The organism is Streptomyces sp. NBC_00376 (assembly GCF_036077095.1).
Lineage (GTDB): Bacteria > Actinomycetota > Actinomycetes > Streptomycetales > Streptomycetaceae > Streptomyces.
Genome location: NZ_CP107960.1, coordinates 3,447,071 through 3,464,185, shown reverse-complemented (window position 1 = coordinate 3,464,185; position 17,115 = coordinate 3,447,071). Strand labels below are relative to the sequence as shown.

Genomic DNA, 17,115 nt, shown 5'->3' with positions numbered 1-17,115 from the left:
TTCGAGGTATTTGTTACAACACTCACCGGTATGGGTGATTGAAGAAGTGTCAGGCCCTGCGGCAACGAGGCCCGGTGCCGGTTTTCCGCGCCCGGGAGGGTAAGCCGTAGGTCATGGACTGGCTGAAGAACCTCCCCGTCATCGGGCCGATCGTCTCCCGGCTGATGGTGACGCACGCCTGGCGCTCCTACGAGACGCTGGAGCGGGTCCATTGGGCCAGGCTCTCCGCCGCGATCACCTTCATCAGCTTCCTGGCGCTCTTCCCGCTGATCGCGGTCGGTGCGGCGATCGGTGCCGCGCTGCTTTCCACCGAGCAGCTCCACAAGATCGAGGACAAGCTGGCCGAGCAGGTGCCGGGCATCTCCGACCAGCTCGGCATCGAAAGCCTGGTGGCCCACGCAGGCACGGTGGGTGTGGTGGCCGGTGCGGTGCTGCTTCTTACCGGCATCGGCTGGATCGGCTCGATGCGGGACTGTCTGCGCGCCGTCTGGGACCTGGACGACGTGGGTCTGGGCAATCCGGTCCTGCGCAAACTCAAGGACGCGGGGCTGCTGCTGGGCCTGGGCGGGGCGGTGCTCGCGACGCTCGCCGTGTCGTCGGCCGGCTCCGTCGCGGTCGGCTGGACGGCGGACCTGTTCGGTATCTCGGACCGCGGCGCCGGTGGTGTGGTGCTCCAGGTGGCCACCCTGGTCGTGGCCGCGCTGGCCGGATTCCTGCTGCTGCTCTATCTGCTGACCCTGCTGCCCGGCGTCGAGCCCCCGCGGCGCGCGCTGCTGGTCGCCGCGGCGATCGGCGCGATCGGCTTCGAACTGCTCAAGCTGCTGCTCGGCAGCTACATGAAGGGCGTGGCGGCGAAGAGCATGTACGGCGCCTTCGGGGTGCCGGTCGCGCTGCTGCTGTGGATCAACCTCTCGGCGAAACTGCTGCTGTTCTGCGCCGCCTGGACGGCGACGCAGAACAGCGGGGACGAGGCGTCCGGGGCCGTCAGCGGCGAGGAAGGCGACGCACCAGGTCCGGCAGCGGCCAGCGCCGGTTGACCAGGAACACCGCGCCGGCCAGCAGCACCAGGGCGCCCCCGGCGATGCCCAGCGCGATCCCGGCGCCCCCGCCCCCGCCGCCGCCCTTGGACGCGGTGGCCTTCGCGGACTGCGCGGGGCCGTTGCGGCCCTCGTCCTCCCCCTGCTCGGCCGCGGGTCCCTTGCCGGACCCGGTGCCGGTGTCGGCGGACTTCGGGGGCACCAGCTCGCCGACCGGGGTCACCTTGCCGCTCGCGTCGAAGCCCCAGTCGAGGAGGCTGGCGGCCTCGTCGTAGACGGCGTGGGGCTTCTCGGACGACGGGTTCATGACGGTGACGAGCAGCACCTTGCCGTCGCGTTCCGCGACACCGGTGAAGGTGTTGCCGGCGTGCGTGGTGTAGCCGTTCTTGACGCCCGCGATGCCCTTGTACGGGTCGACGCCGCCCGCGCCGGTGAGCAGTTTGTTGGTGTTCTGGATGGCGAAGCTCTCGCGCTTCCCGTCCTTCTCCGCGCCGGGGAACTGCGCCTCGGCCGTGGAGCAGTACTCCCGGAAGTCCGCCTTCTGCAGCCCGCTGCGGGCGAACAGCGTCAGGTCGTACGCGCTGGAGACCTGGTCGGGTGCGTCGTACCCGTCGGGCGAGACCACCTTGGTGTCGAGCGCCTGCAACTCCTCGGCGTGCGCCTGCATCGCGTCGACGGTCTTGGGGACGCCGCCGTACATCGAGGAGAGCACATGCACCGCGTCGTTGCCCGAACGCAGGAACACCCCGAGCCACAGATCGTGGACCGTGTAGGTGAGCTTCTCCTTGACGCCGACCAGGCTGCTGCCCTCGCCGAGGTCGGCCAGGTCCTCGTCCTTGACGGTGTACTTCTGGGTCTTGGGCTGGAGCGCGGGCATCACCGTGTCCGCGAAGAGCATCTTCAGGGTGGAGGCGGGAGGCAGCCGCCAGTGCGGGTTGTGCGAGGCGAGGACCTGGCCGCTCTCCGCGTCCGCGACGATCCAGGACCGGCCAGTGAGGTCCTTCGGCAGCACCGGGGCGTCCGGTCCCAGCTGCACCTGCGTACCGGCCCGGCCCAGCAGTTCGCCGCCGACCTTGGACATGCCCGCGGGCGGCTTCGGCTGGTCGTCGGAGGCGTCCTTGCCGACCGCCGATGCCGGGCTGACAACAAAAGTGGACAACAACGCGGCAGAGATGACCGTCATCGCGGTCTTTTTGAGAGCAGGCACGGTCGAAAACGTACATGCAGAAGATATGAAAATGGGTGCGGACGCCTTGACCCGCCGGGCGTACCGCCAGGACAGCCCACCCCGGGCGGCTCCGCCGGAGGGCGGCGGCGATACTGAGTCCATGAAGCTCAGCCGCCCCGTCTCCTGGTTCCTGCTCGCCTTCGGGGTGTGGAGCTGGTTCATCTGGATCACTTTCGTCAAGAACCTGTGGAAGGACGGCAGCGGACTCGCCTTCGACGACGCGGGTGACCCGACTGCGTACTTCTGGGTGCATCTGCTGCTCGCCATCACGTCCTTTCTCCTGGGGACGGCGGTTGGAGTGATCGGGTTCCGTGGCGTCAGGGCCCTGCGCCGCGAACGCGCATAACCGGCCGTACGGCTGGCGGAGGAGGGCAAGTGGCAGTGGCCGGTCTCGTGCTGATGGTGATCGTGGTGCTCACGCTGCTGGCCGGAGTGCACCGCTATCTGTGGCGCCGCTTCGTCGGTGACACCACGGCCGAGGGCAGTGCCCTGCGCAAAGCCGGCACGGTGGCCGCGTACGTGCTGCCGCTGCTCAGCATCGGCGCGCTGGTCTCCGGCCGTGCGGGCGCGCCCTTCTGGCTCCAGAAGGTACTGGCCTGGCCGGGCTATCTGTGGCTGGCCGCCGTGCTGTACCTGACGCTGGCTCTGCTGGTGGGCGAGGCGGTACGGCCGGTTCTGCGCCGGGTGCTGGCGCGCCGGGCGGACCGGGCCGGGCGGCCGGAGGGCACGGACACGGGTACGGGTACGGACGCGGCGTCAGCGGACGGTGCATCCGGCGCGGACCCGGCAAATGACGCAAAAGAATCGGAACTCTCGTCGAGTGCGAGCGCTTCCGGCGCCCCGGGCACCCTCGTCGCCGACGCCCCCGCCCCGCCCCGCACCGACGCCCCCACCCGTCGGCTGTTCGTCGCGCGGGCCGTCGGCGGGGCCGCCGCCGTCGCCGGGCTCGGCACGGTCGGCCACGGCACCTACGGGGTGCTGCGCGGGCCGCGGGTGAAGCGGATCACCGTCCCGCTCGCCAAGCTGCCCCGCTCCGCGCACGGCTTCCGGATCGCCGTCGTCAGCGACATCCACCTCGGCCCGATCCTCGGCCGCGACCACACCCGGCGGATCGTCGACACGATCAACCGGACCCAGCCGGATCTGGTCGCCGTCGTGGGCGATCTCGTCGACGGAACCGTCGCCGACCTCGGGCCGGCCGCCGAGCCGCTCGCCCGGCTGAAGGCCCGGCACGGGAATTACTTCGTCACCGGAAATCATGAGTACTACTCCGGCGCCGCCCAATGGGTCGACCAGGTAAGGGAATTGGGTCTTCATCCACTGGAGAACGCCCGGGTCGAGATCGACGGATTCGATCTTGCGGGCGTCAATGACGTCGCGGGGGAGAGCGAGGGGCAGGGTCCTGATTTCGCCCGTGCGCTCGGCGACCGGGACCGTACCCGCGCCGCCGTCCTGCTGGCCCACCAGCCCGTCGTCATCCATGACGCGGTCGCCCACGGCGTGGATCTCCAGCTCTCCGGACACACCCATGGCGGCCAGCTCTGGCCGGGCAACTTCATCGCGGATCTGGCCAATCCCACCGGCGCCGGGCTCGACCGCTACGGCGACACCCAGCTGTACGTCTCGCGGGGCGCGGGCGCCTGGGGCCCGCCGGTACGGGTCGGCGCACCGTCCGACATCACCGTCGTGGAGCTCGCCTCGCTGCGGGCGTGACTCTCCGTCGACCACAGGTTTTCAGACGTTCAGATGCACCCAAGGTTTCAACTGTCGAACAAAAGGCTATGAATCACAGTTTCGCTCTTCCAGATGTGAAAATCGTGTGATTGGCTGATCGTGGGCATGCGGTGATGTGCGTATCTGAGCGCGGTTGCCGAGGTGGGGCTGGTAAGGGAGAGCACGTCAATGCGGTCGATCCGGCTACGGATTCTCGCGGTTCTCGCGGTTTTGGTCATCGCAGGCGTTGTCGCCTGGCAGTTGCTCCCCTCGGACGAGGCGAAGAAGGACCCCATCGCGGTCGGCACCACGGACGAGGTCACCTCGCTCGACCCGGCCGGTGCGTACGACGCGGGTTCCTGGGCGATGTACAGCAACATCTACCAGTCCCTGCTGACGTTCAAGTCGGGTGCGGTCGTGCCCGAGCCGGACGCCGCCGAGAGCTGCGGTTTCATCGGCCAGAAGCTCCAGACGTACCAGTGCAAGCTCCGTGACGACCTGACGTTCTCCAACGGCCGCAAGATCACGGCCGAGGATGTCAAGTACTCCATCGAGCGCATGATCAGGATAAAGACGGACGTCGGTCCCTGGGTGCTCTTCCCGAGCCTCAAGAACGTGGTGGCGGACGGACGCACCGTCACCTTCAACCTCTCCTCGCGCGACGCGACCTTCCCGCAGAAGCTCGCCACCGGCGCCGGTTCGATCGTCGACCGCGAGTCGTACCCGGCGGACAAGCTCCGCAAGGGCAACACCATCGACGGCTCGGGCCCGTACCTCCTGAAGTCGTACCGGTCGGGCGAGATCGCCGAACTGGTCCCCAACCCCCTCTACAAGGGCGCGCTGAGCAAGACCGGTGTCCCGGTCACCGTGCACTACTACGACAAGTCGGACCAGCTCCTGGCCGCCTGGAACGCCAAGCAGGTCGACGTCACGCACCGCGAACTGCCGCCGGCCACGCTCGCCGAGCTGAACCCCGGCGACCCCGACCTGCGCGTCACCGAGGCGGACAGCGCCGAGATCCGCAATCTCGTCTTCAACGTCCGGCCGGGTTCGCCACTGGCCGACAAGAAGGTCCGGCAGGCCATCGCCTCGCTCATCGACCGCGGGCCGCTGGTGACCGGCGTCTACAAGGGCACGGTCGAGCCGCTCTACTCGCTGATCCCGCAGGGCTACATCGGGCACAGCACGCCGTTCTTCGACGCCTACCCGACGCCCGACCCGGAGCGCGCCAAGCAGCTGATGAAGGACGCCGGAGTGCAGACGCCGGTGAACATCAGCTTCGGCTACCGCGGTGGGGACGAGGCCTACACGAAGGAGACCGCGGAGCTCCGCCACCAGCTGGAGGCCGACGGGCTCTTCAAGGTCACGGTCCACGCCGTCGACTGGCAGAAGTTCCAGAAGGACTACGCGGCCGGTAAGTACGACGCGTACACGGTCGGCTGGCTCCCCGACTACCCGGACCCCGACACCTTCAGCCAGCCGCTGGTCGGCCGAAACAACAGCCTCCACAACGGCTACTCCAGCAAGAAGGTGGACAGCCTCATCGGCTCCACGCTCCAGTACAGCGACCGCGGGCGCACCTCGGCCGACTTCAAGGAGCTGCAGGCGCAGGTCGGCGAGGACGTGCCGCTGGTCCCGCTGTGGCAGAAGAAGGACTACGTCGTCAGCACGACGGACGTCTCCGGTTCGCAGTACCTCTCGGACGGCACCGGCCTCTGGCGGCTCTGGGAACTGAGGCGGATCTGACGGTCCGCAAGGCAGCAAACGGGGCGGTCCGCCGGCGTTCGCCGGCCGGCCGCCCCGTCGTCCTGTGAGGGCTCGTCAGCGCTTGTCGGGGCCTGTCCGGCCCCGGTCCCGGGTCTTCGCGGCGCCGGGCAGGAACTCCTCCAGCACCTCGTGGATCTGCCGCACCAGCGGGCGCAGCACCCGGAACCGGGAGAGGGCGATGGCGCGGGCGCCGATCGGGGCGGAGCGCTCGACCAGGCGGCGGCTGCGTTCGGTGTGCTCCGTGCGGTCGTACACCCAGTACAGCACCAGGCCCATCTGTATCAGCCACATCAACTCCGGCAGGAGTTCGGCCAGTTCGGGGTCGGTCTTGGTGTCGGACCCGGCCAGGCACCGCCGGTGGATGGAGATCGCCGCCTCGCGGGCCGCGACCGACTCCGCCGAGAACGGGCTGAGCGGGCTCTCCGGGTCGGCGGCGTTCTTGAAGAACTGGGCGGCGAAGCGGTGGTACGGCTCCGCCACGTCCAGCCAGGTGAGCAGGACCCCGCGCATGCGCACCGCGAGGTCCTTGTCGCCGTCCAGGACCGGCTGCACGGCCGCCGCGTGCTCCGCCGCGAGCCGGTCGTAGAAGCCCTGGACGAGGTGTTCCTTGTTCGTGAAGTAGTAGTAGGCGTTCCCCACGGAGACGCCGGCCTCCTGGGCGATGGCCCGCATCGTCGTCTTGTCGTAACCGCGTTCCTGGAAGAGCCGGAGCGCCGTTTCGAGGATGAGTGTGCGGGTCTGCTCGCTCTTGGGAGCCTTGACTTCCTTCACGTCCTTCGCTTCCTTCGCCACAGTCCCGAGGGTATCCGTCGCGGTCAGCCCTCGGATCCGGGGACCGTACAGGCACCGTCCCCGCCCTCCCGTCCGCACGGTGCGGCGGTCAGGGACCGGTACTTCGCGGCGGCGAGCACGGTGGCCCGCGCGAACGGGCGGCCCGCCGGAGTGGTCAGCCAGTGGGCCCTGGGCCGGTGCTCGGCCAGCGCCCAGAGGCAGACGATCCACGCGGAGGTCCCGCGGTAGATCTGCCCCCGGTCGCCGATCACCGTGATCTCGTCCAGCGTCCCGGCGTGGTCGAGCCCGGGGAAGCGACGGAGCGCCTCCTCGGAGGCTGCCGGGACGAGGTCGAGCGGGACGAGCTGACGCTGCTTCATCAGCCACTGCCGCAGATGGAGGCAGAGCGAGCACCGGGCGTCGTACAGCACCGTCAGGCGCTCGACGGAGAGCCGCTGCCCGCCGGGCCGGCCCGTCATGGCGCTCAGGCCCTCGGGGCGGGCGCCGCCCACGGGCCGTTGCCCGGTCCCGTCCAGCCCTGCGGGGCCACGGGCGGGGTCTGCTCGCGCTCCATCAGACCGCGGCGGCGGATCTTGTTGAGCACGTAGACATTGCCGAGGTGCATCACACCGAGGACGAGCAGGACGACGCCGAGCTTCACCGACAGTGCCTCGAAGAGTCCGCGGGCGTCGGTGACGGCGTCGGAGTTCCTCAGGTAGAGGGTGACGAAGCCCAGGTTGACCAGGTAGAAGCCGACCACCAGCAGGTGGTTGACGGCATCGGCGAGCTTCTCGTTCCCGTGCAGCACATCGGCGAGGAACACCTTGCCGTTGCGGCTGAGTGTGCGCGCGACCCAGACGGTCAGCGCCACGCTGATCAGCAGATAGATGACGTACGCGACAACAGTGAGGTCCATGCCCCACCCTCCTTTGAACGCGTTCAAAAGCTGTTGTCATGGACTGTAGACCTGTAATTGAACATGTTCAAGCGGGGAGTTCGGCGGCTCGCCCGGGCTTCTCGCCGGGTGTCGCGAAGCGCCGTACGCCCGGCACCGCCGCCGTCCCCAGACAGGCCGCGCCGACCGCCACCGCGGCGACGGCCAGCGGTACTTCGGCGCCCCAGGCCGAGGCCGCGAGCGGGGCCAGGGCGTAGCCGAGCGGCATCGCGCCGAGGGAGAGCAGCCAGTCGTACGAGGTCACCCGGGCCAGCGCGTGCGCCGGTACGGCGGACTGGACCGAGGTCTCCCAGACCGGGCCGAGGAAGCCGAGGCCGGCCTGGGCGACGCCGTACGCGGCGATGGAGAGCGCGACGGGCGCGTGGGCGGCCAGCAGGCCGAGCGGCAGGGCGTACGTGGCGAGCCCCAGGTTGGCCACCAGGATCGGGCGGCGGGGGCGGGCCCGGCCGGCCAGCAGCGAGCCGAGGAGCAGGCCGACCGCGCCGGTCTGGAGCAGGGCGACCCAGACGCCCTTGCCGCCCAGTTCCCGGACGAAGAGCGCCGGGCCGACGGTCATCAGGACGGCCGCCGCGCCGTTCCAGGTGGCGTGCCCGATCAGGCTCGTCCAGTACCAGTCGCGGCTGCGGACCTCGCCCCAGCCCTCCTTGAGGTCGGTGAACAGCGAGCGCCGGGGGATGGGTACGTGCCGGACCTCGACGGCGGACAGCAGCGCGGCGCTCACCGCGAAGCTGGCGCCGTCCAGCACGAAGGCCCAGCCCGGCCCCGCGGTGAGGATCAGCACCCCGGCGAGGGCCGGGCCGCCGAGCCGGGTGGAGCTGTTGACCACCGCCATCAGGGAGTTGGCGCGCAGCAGCCCGGACTCCGCCACGGTGCCGCGGATCAGCGGTGACACGGTCGGCATCGCGAACGCCCCGGCGGCGCCTCCGGCCGCCTCGGCGAGCGCGATCTGCCAGAGCTCGGGGGAGCCGCCGAGCAGCTCCGCGCCGACGAAGAGCTGGGTCGCGCACCGCACGAGATCCGTGGTGAGCGCGACCGTACGGGCGTTGAAGCGGTCGCCCACGACGCCGCCCAGCGGCAGCAGGAGCAGCTTGGGGACCATCGCGCAGCCCAGGACCAGCGCGAGCGCCCCGGTCGAGCCGGTGGCCAGGTAGACGGCCAGCGAGAGGGCGGTGGGGATGACGGCGTCGCCGAGGAGGGAGAGGGTGCGGCCGATGAAGAGCAGGCGGAAGGCGCGCGTGCGCAGAGGATGCGGCATGCGCGGGAATCTATTTCGCTACCGAACTATTCGTCAACGAAATATTTGATACCGAAGGGTAGTTGGAGTCCCGGCGTACGCTTTCCCCATGGAGCGACGCGACTGGACCGACGGACATGTGGAGCGCTGGAAGCCCGTCCTTCCCGGCCTCGATCCCGATGTCGAGGGTGCCGTGACCCGCATGAAGAAACTCTCCGTCCACCTGCGCCGGGTGCGCGAGCAGTCCCTGGTCGACTTCGACCTGGACCGCCAGGAGTTCGACACGCTCCACAAGCTGGCCGGACGCGGCGGCAAGGCGGCCCCCTCCGAGCTCGCCGCCGACCTGGACCTCGCGCCCGCCTCCGTCACCGGCCGGCTGGACGCGCTCGAACGGCGCGGCTTCGTCCGCCGCACTCCCTCCACCACCGACCGCCGACGGGTCGACGTGGAACTCACCGACGCGGGCCGCTCGACCTGGCTGGGCGCGATGGACGTGCTCGGCCACGAGGAGTACCGGCTGCTCGGCGTCCTCGGCAAGGACGAACGCGCGCTGCTCAACGACATGCTGCGGCGCATCATGGTGGTCGCCGAGGACCGGGGCGCCGCCGCCTGGGACTGACGGGCGCTCAGCCGGTCCGCTCCGTCCCGTCGGCTCCGGCGACGAGGTGTCCGGCCAGCTCCGCCCGCAGCTCGTCGGGGCCCTTCGCGAGGATCTGCCCGAGCGCCTCGTTCCACTGCCCGGCCGCCCGCTCCACCGAGGAACGGAAGCCGCGGCGCAGCGGCACGCCCGCGAGCAGCAGCGCGAACGCGGCGACCGGCCGCAGCAGCAGCCGCCCGTGCACGCTCAGCGTGACATCGACGTGCCACAGGCCCTGCTCCGCCGGGCGCGGCCGCAGATACAGACGGGCGATCCCCAGCCGGTGCTTCAGCCGCGCCTCGGCCGGTGCGCGGGCCGCCGGGGGCGCCCCGGGCGCCGACTCGGCCGCCGCCCACCAGGCGGTCAGATCGAGCGACGCTTTGCCCGACAGGCGGTGCAGCGAACCCGAGCCCTCGGGACCCCGGACCCGCCCCGCGATCTCCAGCGCCGCCGGACGGTCCGGGCCGCGCAGCCGCACGGACATCCGCCCGGACAGCTCCGGTGACCGCATCAGCTGCTCGACGGCGATCGCACTGCCGCGCCGCCACTCCCGTATCACCGTCGTCTCCCGCTCCCCGGTGCCGGAGCCGCTGGACTCGTACCGGGCGCCCGGCCGCAGATGGCGGCCCTTGACCAGGGCGAGGCCGGGGACCTTGCGCCCGTCCGGCAGAACGATGTCCCGGCCGCGGGCCCGGGTGGACTCGGCGAGGTTCCAGAGCAGCGGGGCGCAGGTGTGGAGCAGTTCGCGGTCCGGTGCGAGGACGGTGACGGCGTGGCTGAGGCGGGCCATCGCGACCAGCCGTCAGATGCTCATCGCACGGGCCGTGTTGAGCTGGGCCATCACCAGGGGGAAGGTGTTCTGGTCGGCCGCCGGGATCATCGTCGAGTGGTGCCGGCCGCCGCTGGACACCGAGACCTGGACGAAGCCGGTCGTCTGCTTCTCCTTCATCAGCAGGAACAGCAGACCGACCAGGCAGAACAGTGCGAAGACGATCGCGAGCACGATCGCCACCGTCGGGATCTTCTCCTCGGTGCGGGTGAGGTCGGTCGCCGTCCACACCGCGCCCTTGAGCGGCATCGGGCCGGACGGGGTCACGATCTGGTCCTGCATCACGGCGATGTCACCGAACGTCATGACCGGCATCCCGGAGCCGCCCATCGGGGCGCCCGGCTGCTGCGGGAAGCCGTGACCGGGCATGGTCGGCTGGGCCGCGACGCCCTGCGGGTAGCCGTAGCCGGGGCCGGGCTCGACCGCGGAATCGGGCAGCGGCTGCGGGTAGCCGTACGCCGGGGCACCCGGACCGGGCTGCGCCTGGCCGTCCGCGACGGTGGGCGGATTGCCCGGCTGCTGGGGAGCCGGCCCCCACTTGTATGAGTCGTCCGCGTACGGATTCGGATCGCTCAACGTTCCCCGCTCTCGATCAGGCTGTACGCCCCGGGCCTGCTGCGCCGGCGGCGAACCGGTTCCGGTTCCGCACCGACCGTACCGTCAAGCCCCCGGCGGCGCAGCAAGCGGCCCCGTTCCCCGCGGTGTTGCCGCGGGGAACGGGGCCGGATGCGACTGCTGTGCCGGTGGCGGTCAGAAGCGGCGCGTGATCAGCGCCCGCTTGACCTCCTGGATCGCCTTGGTGACCTCGATGCCACGCGGGCAGGCGTCCGTGCAGTTGAAGGTGGTGCGGCAGCGCCACACACCGTCACGGTCGTTGAGGATCTCCAGGCGCTGCTCGCCGCCCTCGTCGCGCGAGTCGAAGATGAAGCGGTGCGCGTTGACGATCGCCGCCGGGCCGAAGTACTGGCCGTCGTTCCAGAACACCGGGCACGAGGATGTGCACGCGGCGCAGAGGATGCACTTGGTGGTGTCGTCGAAGCGCTCGCGGTCCTCGGCGGACTGCAGGCGCTCGCGGGTCGGCTCGTTCCCCTTGGTGATGAGGAAGGGCATGACGTCGCGGTACGCCTGGAAGAACGGGTCCATGTCGACCACGAGGTCCTTGAGGACCGTGAGGCCCTTGATGGCCTCGACCGTGATCGGCTTCTCCGGGTTGACGTCCTTGATCAGCGTCTTGCAGGCGAGCCTGTTCTTGCCGTTGATCCGCATCGCGTCGGAGCCGCAGATGCCGTGCGCGCAGGAGCGGCGGAACGTCAGCGTGCCGTCGAGGTCCCACTTGATCTTGTGAAGGGCGTCGAGCACACGCTCCTTCGGGTCGATCTCGATCTGGAAGTCCTGCCACTGGGCCTCGTCGGAGACCTCGGGGTTGAAGCGGCGGATCCGGAGGGTGACCGTGATGTACGGGGCGGCGGCGGACTCCGCCTCCACCTTGTCCAGAGTCGGGGTTGCCATCAGTACTTACGCTCCATCGGCTGGTAGCGGGTCTGGACGACCGGCTTGTAGTCGAGCCTGATCGACTCGGTGCCGTCGGCCGAGACCTCGCGGTACGCCATGGTGTGGCGCATGAAGTTGACGTCGTCGCGGTTCGGGAAGTCCTCGCGGTAGTGACCGCCGCGGGACTCCTTGCGGGCCAGCGCGGAGGTCGCCATGACCTCGGCCAGGTCGAGCAGGTTGCCCAGCTCGATGGCCTCCAGGAGGTCCGTGTTGAACCGCTTGCCCTTGTCCTGGACGGACACGTTGAGGTAGCGCTCGCGCAGCTCGGCGATCTTGTCGACGGCCGTCTTGATGGTCTGCTCGGTGCGGAACACCATCACATTGGCGTCCATGCACTCCTGCAGCTCCAGACGGAGTGTCGCGACCCGCTCGGTGCCCGTCGAGGAGAGCAGCCGCTCGACCTGCTCCTCGACCATTTGCGCCGGGCTCTCGGGAAGCTCGACGAAGTCGTGCTTGGCGGAGTACTCGGCGGCGGCGATGCCCGAACGGCGCCCGAAGACGTTGATGTCGAGCAGCGAGTTGGTGCCCAGTCGGTTGGCGCCGTGCACGGAGACGCACGCGACCTCGCCGGCGGCATACAGGCCCGGGACGACGGTGGTGTTGTCGGCCAGCACCTCGCCCTCGACGTTGGTGGGGATGCCGCCCATGGCGTAGTGCGCGGTCGGCTGGATCGGGATCGGGTCCGTGTAGGGCTCGATGCCGAGGTACGTACGTGCGAACTCGGTGATGTCCGGGAGCTTGGCGTCCAGCTGCTCCGGCGGGAGGTGCGTGAGGTCGAGGTAGACGTGGTCGCCCTCGGGACCGCAGCCGCGGCCCTCACGGATCTCCGTGTAGATGGAGCGGGACACGACGTCACGGGACGCGAGGTCCTTCATGACCGGCGCGTACTTCTCCATGAAGCGCTCGCCGTCCTTGTTGCGGAGGATGCCGCCCTCACCGCGGGCGCCCTCCGTCAGCAGGATGCCCATGCGCCAGATGCCCGTCGGGTGGAACTGGAAGAACTCCATGTCCTCCAGCGGCAGGCCCCGGCGGTAGCACGCGGCCTGGCCGTCACCGGTCAGGGTGTGCGCGTTGGAGGTCACCTTGAAGAACTTGCCGGTGCCGCCGGAGGCGTAGATGACCGACTTCGCCTGGAAGACGTGGATCTCGCCGGTGGCCAGCTCGTAGGCCACGACACCCGCGGAGTGCTTGACGCCGTCGACCTCGGTGATCAGCTGGTCCAGGACGTAGAACTCGTTGAAGAACTCCACGCCCTCCTTGACGCAGTTCTGGTACAGCGTCTGGAGGATCATGTGGCCGGTGCGGTCCGCGGCGTAGCAGGACCGGCGGACCGGGGCCTCGCCGTGGTTACGGGTGTGACCGCCGAACCGGCGCTGGTCGATCTTGCCCTCGGGCGTGCGGTTGAACGGCAGGCCCATCTTCTCCAGGTCGAGGACGGCGTCGATGGCCTCCTTCGACAGGATCTCGGCGGCGTCCTGGTCGACCAGGTAGTCGCCGCCCTTGATGGTGTCGAAGGTGTGCCACTCCCAGTTGTCCTCCTCCACGTTGGCGAGCGCGGCGGCCATGCCGCCCTGCGCGGCGCCCGTGTGGGAGCGGGTCGGGTACAGCTTCGTGAGCACGGCGGTACGGCTGCGCTTCGTGGACTCGATGGCCGCGCGCATACCGGCGCCGCCGGCGCCGACGATGACGGTGTCGTACTTGTGGATCTGCATGATTTCCTCTGGTCCCTCTGGCCCGGCGCCTAGCGGATGTTCGGGTCGAAGGTGAAGATCACCAGCGTGCCCAGCAGGACGGTGAACACCGTGGCGGTGTACAGCAGCATCTTCAGCCAGAAACGGGTGTTCTCCCGCTCGGCGTAGTCGTTGATGACCGTACGGAGACCATTGGCGCCGTGCAGCATGGCCAGCCACAGCATCCCGAGGTCCCAGAGCTGCCAGAACGGCGAGGCCCAGCGGCCCGCCACGAAGGCGAAGCCGATCTTGGAGACGCCGCCGTCCAGCACCAGCTGGATCAGCAGGTGGCCCAGGACCAGGACGACCAGGACGATGCCCGACAGGCGCATGAAGAGCCAGGCGTACATCTCGAAGTTGGTGCGCGAACCCTTGGGGGTCTTGCCGGTCCGCTTGCGCGGCGGCTCGATGACCGGGGCCGGGTTGTCTACGTCGTACAGGCTGACGCCCTCGACGGAGCCGATCGCGGCGGAGGACTCGGTGGACATTGGCCTCAGCTCCCGAATACTTCGCGTACGGCGTGGCCGAGGACCGGGTACAGCGCCCCGACCATCAGCACGACCCAGATGCCCACGACCGACCAGAGCATCTGCTTCTGGTAGCGCGGGCCCTTGGCCCAGAAGTCCACGGCGACGATCCGGAGACCGTTCAGCGCGTGGAAGAGAATCGCGGCCACCAGGCCGTATTCGAGGAGCGCGACGATCGGCGTCTTGTACGTGGCCACGACGTCGTCGTAGGCCTCGGGGGAGACGCGGACGAGAGCGGTGTCCAGGACGTGTACGAACAGGAAGAAGAAAATGAGGACACCGGTGACTCGATGAGCCACCCAGGACCACATGCCTTCCCGGCCGCGGTACAGCGTTCCAGCCGGCACGGAAGAACCCTCCGGGAGCGGGGATTGGGGCCGGCCGGCTTGCTGTCGGTCTGACCCGGCCGGGTACGGTCCACCGGCCCCGGCCATCGTAGCGACGGTTTGTCGGTTCGTTCGCGCGGGGGCCCGCGGTGTGATCAAAGTGGCAATCAAACAGGCACGGACGGCCTATAAAGAGCTGCTACACGCCTTTACCGAGCCCGTTCCGTTATGAACCTGATACCAGCTCGATGATGCGGCCCCGGGCGAGCCGGCGCATCTCCTCCGCGGTCGCCACCCGCTCCTGGTCGGGCTCGTGGGCCAGCCTGGCCCGGATCCCGGCGAGCACCTGGTCCGGCTGCTCGGCCGGCCCCAGGCCGTCCAGGCAGATCACGAAGACATGCCCGAAGCGCGACTCGTACGCGGCGTGCGCGGCCCGCAGCGCCAGATGGGCGGAGTGCGGCGCGGCGTGGTGCAGCCCGGGGGAGACCTCGGCGGTGAGCGCCTCGGCGAGGTCCGCCGGGGCCAGGTCGTAGCCCGCCTCGTCGGCCGCGGCCAGCAGTGCGTCCAGGTCGGGATAGGGGCGGTGGGCGGCCAGCCGCTGCGCCCAGCGGCGGCTGCCGCAGCACTCCAGCAGGGCGGCCTCGGCCTCGGCGGCCGGCACGGCGTTGAAGCGGTCGAGGCCCGGGACGTGGGTGGGGACCTGCTCGGCGGCGGAATTCTGGACGGGTACGGCCGTACGGGTGGCCGGCTGGCGCAGTTGCTCCGGGAGGCCGGCGGGGGACTCGCTGGACCTGGACAGCGTGGGCTCCTCGGCGGGTCAACGGCATCTGTGACCCTGGGGAGGGAAGGGGGGATGAAACCAGGCAGATGCGTGGGTGAAGGGAGAGACGAATGTGCCTCAAAGCTAGCGAGGCAGGGCAACGGACGTCCGACAGATGCGCGAACTTCACCCGGACGGGAGAGTTTCGGACCGTCTGACGTGCCGTATTCCAAGGAGAATGCCCGGCTGTCTCCCTTCTTCTGCCTCGTTGTCCGTAAATATCGGAGGTTTCTGACCGATGTCGCCCTCACGTGGCGCTCTCGTGGCCGGTGCGGCCCTCACCGCGGCGGCCGCCGCGACGATCGCCGTCGTCGTCTGGCCGGAAGGCTCCGACAGCGGACTCGCCGGACAGTCCTCGAACGCCCGCACCCCCGCGTCCTCCTCGGCCGCCGCCTCGCCGGCCCCTTCGCCAACCCGGAGCTACCCGCTCTCCACCGCCCCGCGCACCATCCCCGCGGTACGCGAGCACATCGCGGCCCGGGGTCCCGGCTGGCGCCCCGGCCCGGACGCCGGGGTCGTCATCGCCCGCAGCAGCGGGACGCTCGCCGACGAGGGACAGCTGCTGGCCCAGGAGCTGAAGATCCGTTACCGGGGCGACGTCCCCGCCCGGGCGGGCGACGTGGAGCTGGCCCTGGTCCCGGGCAAGGGCGCCCCCGAGTCGTACACCCTCGGCGTCCACGACGGGCGGGTCACCATCAGCGGGCCCGACCAGGCCGGGGTCTTCTACGGGACCCGCACCCTGAAGCAGTCGGTGCGCGCCGACGGTGCGATGCCGGAGGGCGAGGTGCGCGACCGCCCCGACCGGCCGCAGCGCGGACTCAACCTCGACATCGCACGCAAGTACTACACCCCGGCCTGGATCGAGGACCGGCTGCGGGAGATGGCCGACCTCAAGCTCAACCAGCTCGGCCTGCACTTCTCCGACGACCAGGCCTTCCGCATCGAGTCCCGCACCCACCCCGAGGTGGTGTCGCCGCAGCACCTGACCCAGGCGGAAGTGCGGCGGATCGTCGGCCTCGCGTCCCGGCTGCACATCGAGGTCGTCCCGGAGATCGACTCCCCGGGCCATCTCGGCGCGGTGCTGCGGGCCCACCCCGACCTCCAGCTGCGCAATGTGTCGGGCACGCGCTCGCCCGGGTCGCTCGACATCTCCGACCCGGGCTCGGCCAAGCTCGTCGACCAGCTCCTCGGCGAGTTCACCGAGCTGTTTCGCGGCGCGTACTGGCACCTGGGCGCCGACGAGTACCTCGCCCTGATGGCGCGGGACCCGGCCACCTCGTACCCGCAGCTGCAACGCGCCGCCCAGCAGAAGTACGGGGCGGGGGCGAGCATCAAGGACCTGGCGACCGGCTGGCTGAACGACCGCGCGGCGGTGGTGCGCCCGCACGGCAAGCAGCCCAAGGCGTGGAACGACGGCTTCTTCCGCGACGGGACCGTGCACGCCGACAAGGACATCGAGGTCGAGTACTGGACGGGCAAGGAGTACGGCGCCCGGCTGCCCGAGGAGTACCTGCGCGAGGGCCGGCGCGTGGTGAACCTCAACGACGAGTACCTCTATTACGTGCTCGGCCAGCCCAACCAGTTCGTCTACCCGACGGGCGAGCGGATCTACGAGCAGTGGACCCCGCTCGTCCTGCGCGGCACCCGGCCTGTCCCGGCGCGCTACTCCGGTCAGATCCTCGGCGGCCGGTTCGCGGTCTGGGGCGACCTCCCGCAGGCACAGACCCCGGCGCAGGTGGCGCAGGGCATCCGGATGCCGTTGCGCGCGACCGCCCAGAAGCTGTGGGTCCCGGGCAAACCCGCGCTGAGCTGGGAACAGTTCCGGGCGCTGGCCGCACGGATCGACAAGGCGGGCTGAGCGCGATCGCCGTGGCCGGCCGGGCGGGATTCCTCGTGGACAGCCAGGTGGCGGGGGGCTAGGTTCCGCATGCCGCGCGTTCCGGGGAGGAGCGCGCGGATTCGCGCGTTCGCGCTCAGAACCTTGGGGGGT

The 17,115-nt window shown here is 70.0% G+C and carries 18 protein-coding genes; 6 read left to right on the top strand and 12 right to left on the bottom strand.

Annotated features, from left to right (window positions below):
- The first annotated feature begins 113 nt into the window (after window positions 1–113).
- Window positions 114–1,037, top strand: coding sequence for a YihY/virulence factor BrkB family protein (locus OG842_RS15395; protein WP_266730232.1), 924 nt, complete (start codon window positions 114–116; stop codon window positions 1,035–1,037).
- Here OG842_RS15395 and OG842_RS15390 read toward each other — a convergent pair.
- Window positions 985–2,244, bottom strand: coding sequence for a D-alanyl-D-alanine carboxypeptidase family protein (locus OG842_RS15390; protein ID WP_323185746.1), 1,260 nt, complete (start codon window positions 2,242–2,244; stop codon window positions 985–987). The genes OG842_RS15395 and OG842_RS15390 overlap by 53 nt on opposite strands.
- Window positions 2,245–2,365: 121 nt before the next feature.
- Here OG842_RS15390 and OG842_RS15385 point away from each other — a divergent pair, with 121 nt between their 5' ends.
- The 3 genes from OG842_RS15385 to OG842_RS15375 all read left to right on the top strand — a co-directional run bounded on the left by OG842_RS15385 (window position 2,366) and on the right by OG842_RS15375 (window position 5,724).
- The gene (locus tag OG842_RS15385; protein ID WP_093549020.1) at window positions 2,366–2,611 is read left to right on the top strand and encodes an SCO4848 family membrane protein; all 246 of its coding nucleotides are present in this window, start codon (window positions 2,366–2,368) and stop codon (window positions 2,609–2,611) included.
- Between the two features lie 53 nt (window positions 2,612–2,664).
- Entirely contained in the window at window positions 2,665–3,978 is a 1,314-nt protein-coding gene (locus OG842_RS15380) for a metallophosphoesterase (protein WP_328512659.1), read from the top strand.
- 189 nt (window positions 3,979–4,167) lie between these two features.
- Complete coding sequence (locus tag OG842_RS15375) at window positions 4,168–5,724, top strand: ABC transporter substrate-binding protein (RefSeq protein ID WP_266730230.1); 1,557 nt, start codon at window positions 4,168–4,170, stop codon at window positions 5,722–5,724.
- Window positions 5,725–5,799: 75 nt separating this feature from the next.
- Here OG842_RS15375 and OG842_RS15370 read toward each other — a convergent pair whose 3' ends face one another.
- The 4 genes from OG842_RS15370 to OG842_RS15355 form a co-directional block, all read right to left on the bottom strand.
- Window positions 5,800–6,537, bottom strand: a complete 738-nt coding sequence (locus tag OG842_RS15370; protein WP_266730228.1) for a TetR/AcrR family transcriptional regulator — start codon at window positions 6,535–6,537, stop codon at window positions 5,800–5,802.
- 23 nt (window positions 6,538–6,560) lie between these two features.
- Complete coding sequence (locus OG842_RS15365; protein ID WP_266730226.1) at window positions 6,561–6,995, bottom strand: thiol-disulfide oxidoreductase DCC family protein; 435 nt, start codon at window positions 6,993–6,995, stop codon at window positions 6,561–6,563.
- A 5-nt stretch (window positions 6,996–7,000) separates the two neighbouring features.
- Window positions 7,001–7,432, bottom strand: a complete 432-nt coding sequence (locus OG842_RS15360; RefSeq protein ID WP_266730224.1) for a hypothetical protein — start codon at window positions 7,430–7,432, stop codon at window positions 7,001–7,003.
- Window positions 7,433–7,499: 67 nt separating this feature from the next.
- Entirely contained in the window at window positions 7,500–8,726 is a 1,227-nt protein-coding gene (locus OG842_RS15355; RefSeq protein ID WP_328512263.1) for an MFS transporter, read from the bottom strand.
- 88 nt (window positions 8,727–8,814) lie between these two features.
- Between OG842_RS15355 and OG842_RS15350 the strand changes: the two genes are divergently transcribed.
- A complete protein-coding gene (locus OG842_RS15350; protein ID WP_266730222.1) occupies window positions 8,815–9,324 on the top strand; it encodes a MarR family winged helix-turn-helix transcriptional regulator in 510 nt (169 codons plus the stop codon).
- Window positions 9,325–9,331: 7 nt separating this feature from the next.
- On the opposite strand, the gene OG842_RS15345 is transcribed toward OG842_RS15350, so the two are convergent.
- The 7 genes from OG842_RS15345 to OG842_RS15315 all read right to left on the bottom strand — a co-directional run bounded on the left by OG842_RS15345 (window position 9,332) and on the right by OG842_RS15315 (window position 15,062).
- Entirely contained in the window at window positions 9,332–10,132 is an 801-nt protein-coding gene (locus OG842_RS15345) for a hypothetical protein (protein ID WP_328512262.1), read from the bottom strand.
- A gap of 12 nt (window positions 10,133–10,144) precedes the next feature.
- A complete protein-coding gene (locus OG842_RS15340) occupies window positions 10,145–10,747 on the bottom strand; it encodes a hypothetical protein (RefSeq protein WP_266730220.1) in 603 nt (200 codons plus the stop codon).
- 174 nt (window positions 10,748–10,921) lie between these two features.
- Window positions 10,922–11,680 (bottom strand): succinate dehydrogenase iron-sulfur subunit, encoded by a 759-nt coding sequence (locus OG842_RS15335; protein ID WP_266730219.1) that lies wholly within the window; start codon window positions 11,678–11,680, stop codon window positions 10,922–10,924.
- Entirely contained in the window at window positions 11,680–13,434 is a 1,755-nt protein-coding gene (sdhA, locus tag OG842_RS15330; RefSeq protein ID WP_266730218.1) for a succinate dehydrogenase flavoprotein subunit, read from the bottom strand. The genes OG842_RS15335 and sdhA overlap by 1 nt, the downstream gene beginning before the upstream one ends.
- A 29-nt stretch (window positions 13,435–13,463) precedes the next feature.
- Window positions 13,464–13,940, bottom strand: a complete 477-nt coding sequence (locus OG842_RS15325; RefSeq protein ID WP_124716825.1) for a succinate dehydrogenase hydrophobic membrane anchor subunit — start codon at window positions 13,938–13,940, stop codon at window positions 13,464–13,466.
- A gap of 5 nt (window positions 13,941–13,945) precedes the next feature.
- The gene (gene sdhC, locus OG842_RS15320; RefSeq protein WP_072486591.1) at window positions 13,946–14,326 is read right to left on the bottom strand and encodes a succinate dehydrogenase, cytochrome b556 subunit; all 381 of its coding nucleotides are present in this window, start codon (window positions 14,324–14,326) and stop codon (window positions 13,946–13,948) included.
- 205 nt (window positions 14,327–14,531) lie between these two features.
- Window positions 14,532–15,062, bottom strand: coding sequence for a 2-oxo-4-hydroxy-4-carboxy-5-ureidoimidazoline decarboxylase (locus OG842_RS15315; RefSeq protein WP_443064063.1), 531 nt, complete (start codon window positions 15,060–15,062; stop codon window positions 14,532–14,534).
- A 301-nt stretch (window positions 15,063–15,363) separates the two neighbouring features.
- On the opposite strand from OG842_RS15315, the gene OG842_RS15310 reads away from it, so the two are divergent.
- Window positions 15,364–16,983, top strand: a complete 1,620-nt coding sequence (locus OG842_RS15310; RefSeq protein ID WP_328512261.1) for a beta-N-acetylhexosaminidase — start codon at window positions 15,364–15,366, stop codon at window positions 16,981–16,983.
- Window positions 16,984–17,115: the final 132 nt, after the last annotated feature.

Excerpts from the sequence above, each read along its gene's own strand:
- OG842_RS15345 (WP_328512262.1), bottom strand. The coding sequence starts at position 10,132 with ATGGCCCGCCTCAGCCACGCCGTCACCGTCCTCGCACCGGACCGCGAA.
- OG842_RS15360 (WP_266730224.1), bottom strand. The coding sequence starts at position 7,432 with ATGGACCTCACTGTTGTCGCGTACGTCATCTATCTGCTGATCAGCGTG.
- OG842_RS15365 (WP_266730226.1), bottom strand. The coding sequence starts at position 6,995 with ATGACGGGCCGGCCCGGCGGGCAGCGGCTCTCCGTCGAGCGCCTGACG.
- OG842_RS15310 (WP_328512261.1), top strand. The coding sequence starts at position 15,364 with ATGTCGCCCTCACGTGGCGCTCTCGTGGCCGGTGCGGCCCTCACCGCG.
- sdhA (WP_266730218.1), bottom strand. The coding sequence starts at position 13,434 with ATGCAGATCCACAAGTACGACACCGTCATCGTCGGCGCCGGCGGCGCC.
- OG842_RS15385 (WP_093549020.1), top strand. The coding sequence starts at position 2,366 with ATGAAGCTCAGCCGCCCCGTCTCCTGGTTCCTGCTCGCCTTCGGGGTG.
- OG842_RS15395 (WP_266730232.1), top strand. The coding sequence starts at position 114 with ATGGACTGGCTGAAGAACCTCCCCGTCATCGGGCCGATCGTCTCCCGG.
- OG842_RS15355 (WP_328512263.1), bottom strand. The coding sequence starts at position 8,726 with ATGCCGCATCCTCTGCGCACGCGCGCCTTCCGCCTGCTCTTCATCGGC.
- OG842_RS15380 (WP_328512659.1), top strand. The coding sequence starts at position 2,665 with ATGGTGATCGTGGTGCTCACGCTGCTGGCCGGAGTGCACCGCTATCTG.
- OG842_RS15350 (WP_266730222.1), top strand. The coding sequence starts at position 8,815 with ATGGAGCGACGCGACTGGACCGACGGACATGTGGAGCGCTGGAAGCCC.
- OG842_RS15325 (WP_124716825.1), bottom strand. The coding sequence starts at position 13,940 with ATGTCCACCGAGTCCTCCGCCGCGATCGGCTCCGTCGAGGGCGTCAGC.
- OG842_RS15375 (WP_266730230.1), top strand. The coding sequence starts at position 4,168 with ATGCGGTCGATCCGGCTACGGATTCTCGCGGTTCTCGCGGTTTTGGTC.
- OG842_RS15335 (WP_266730219.1), bottom strand. The coding sequence starts at position 11,680 with ATGGCAACCCCGACTCTGGACAAGGTGGAGGCGGAGTCCGCCGCCGCC.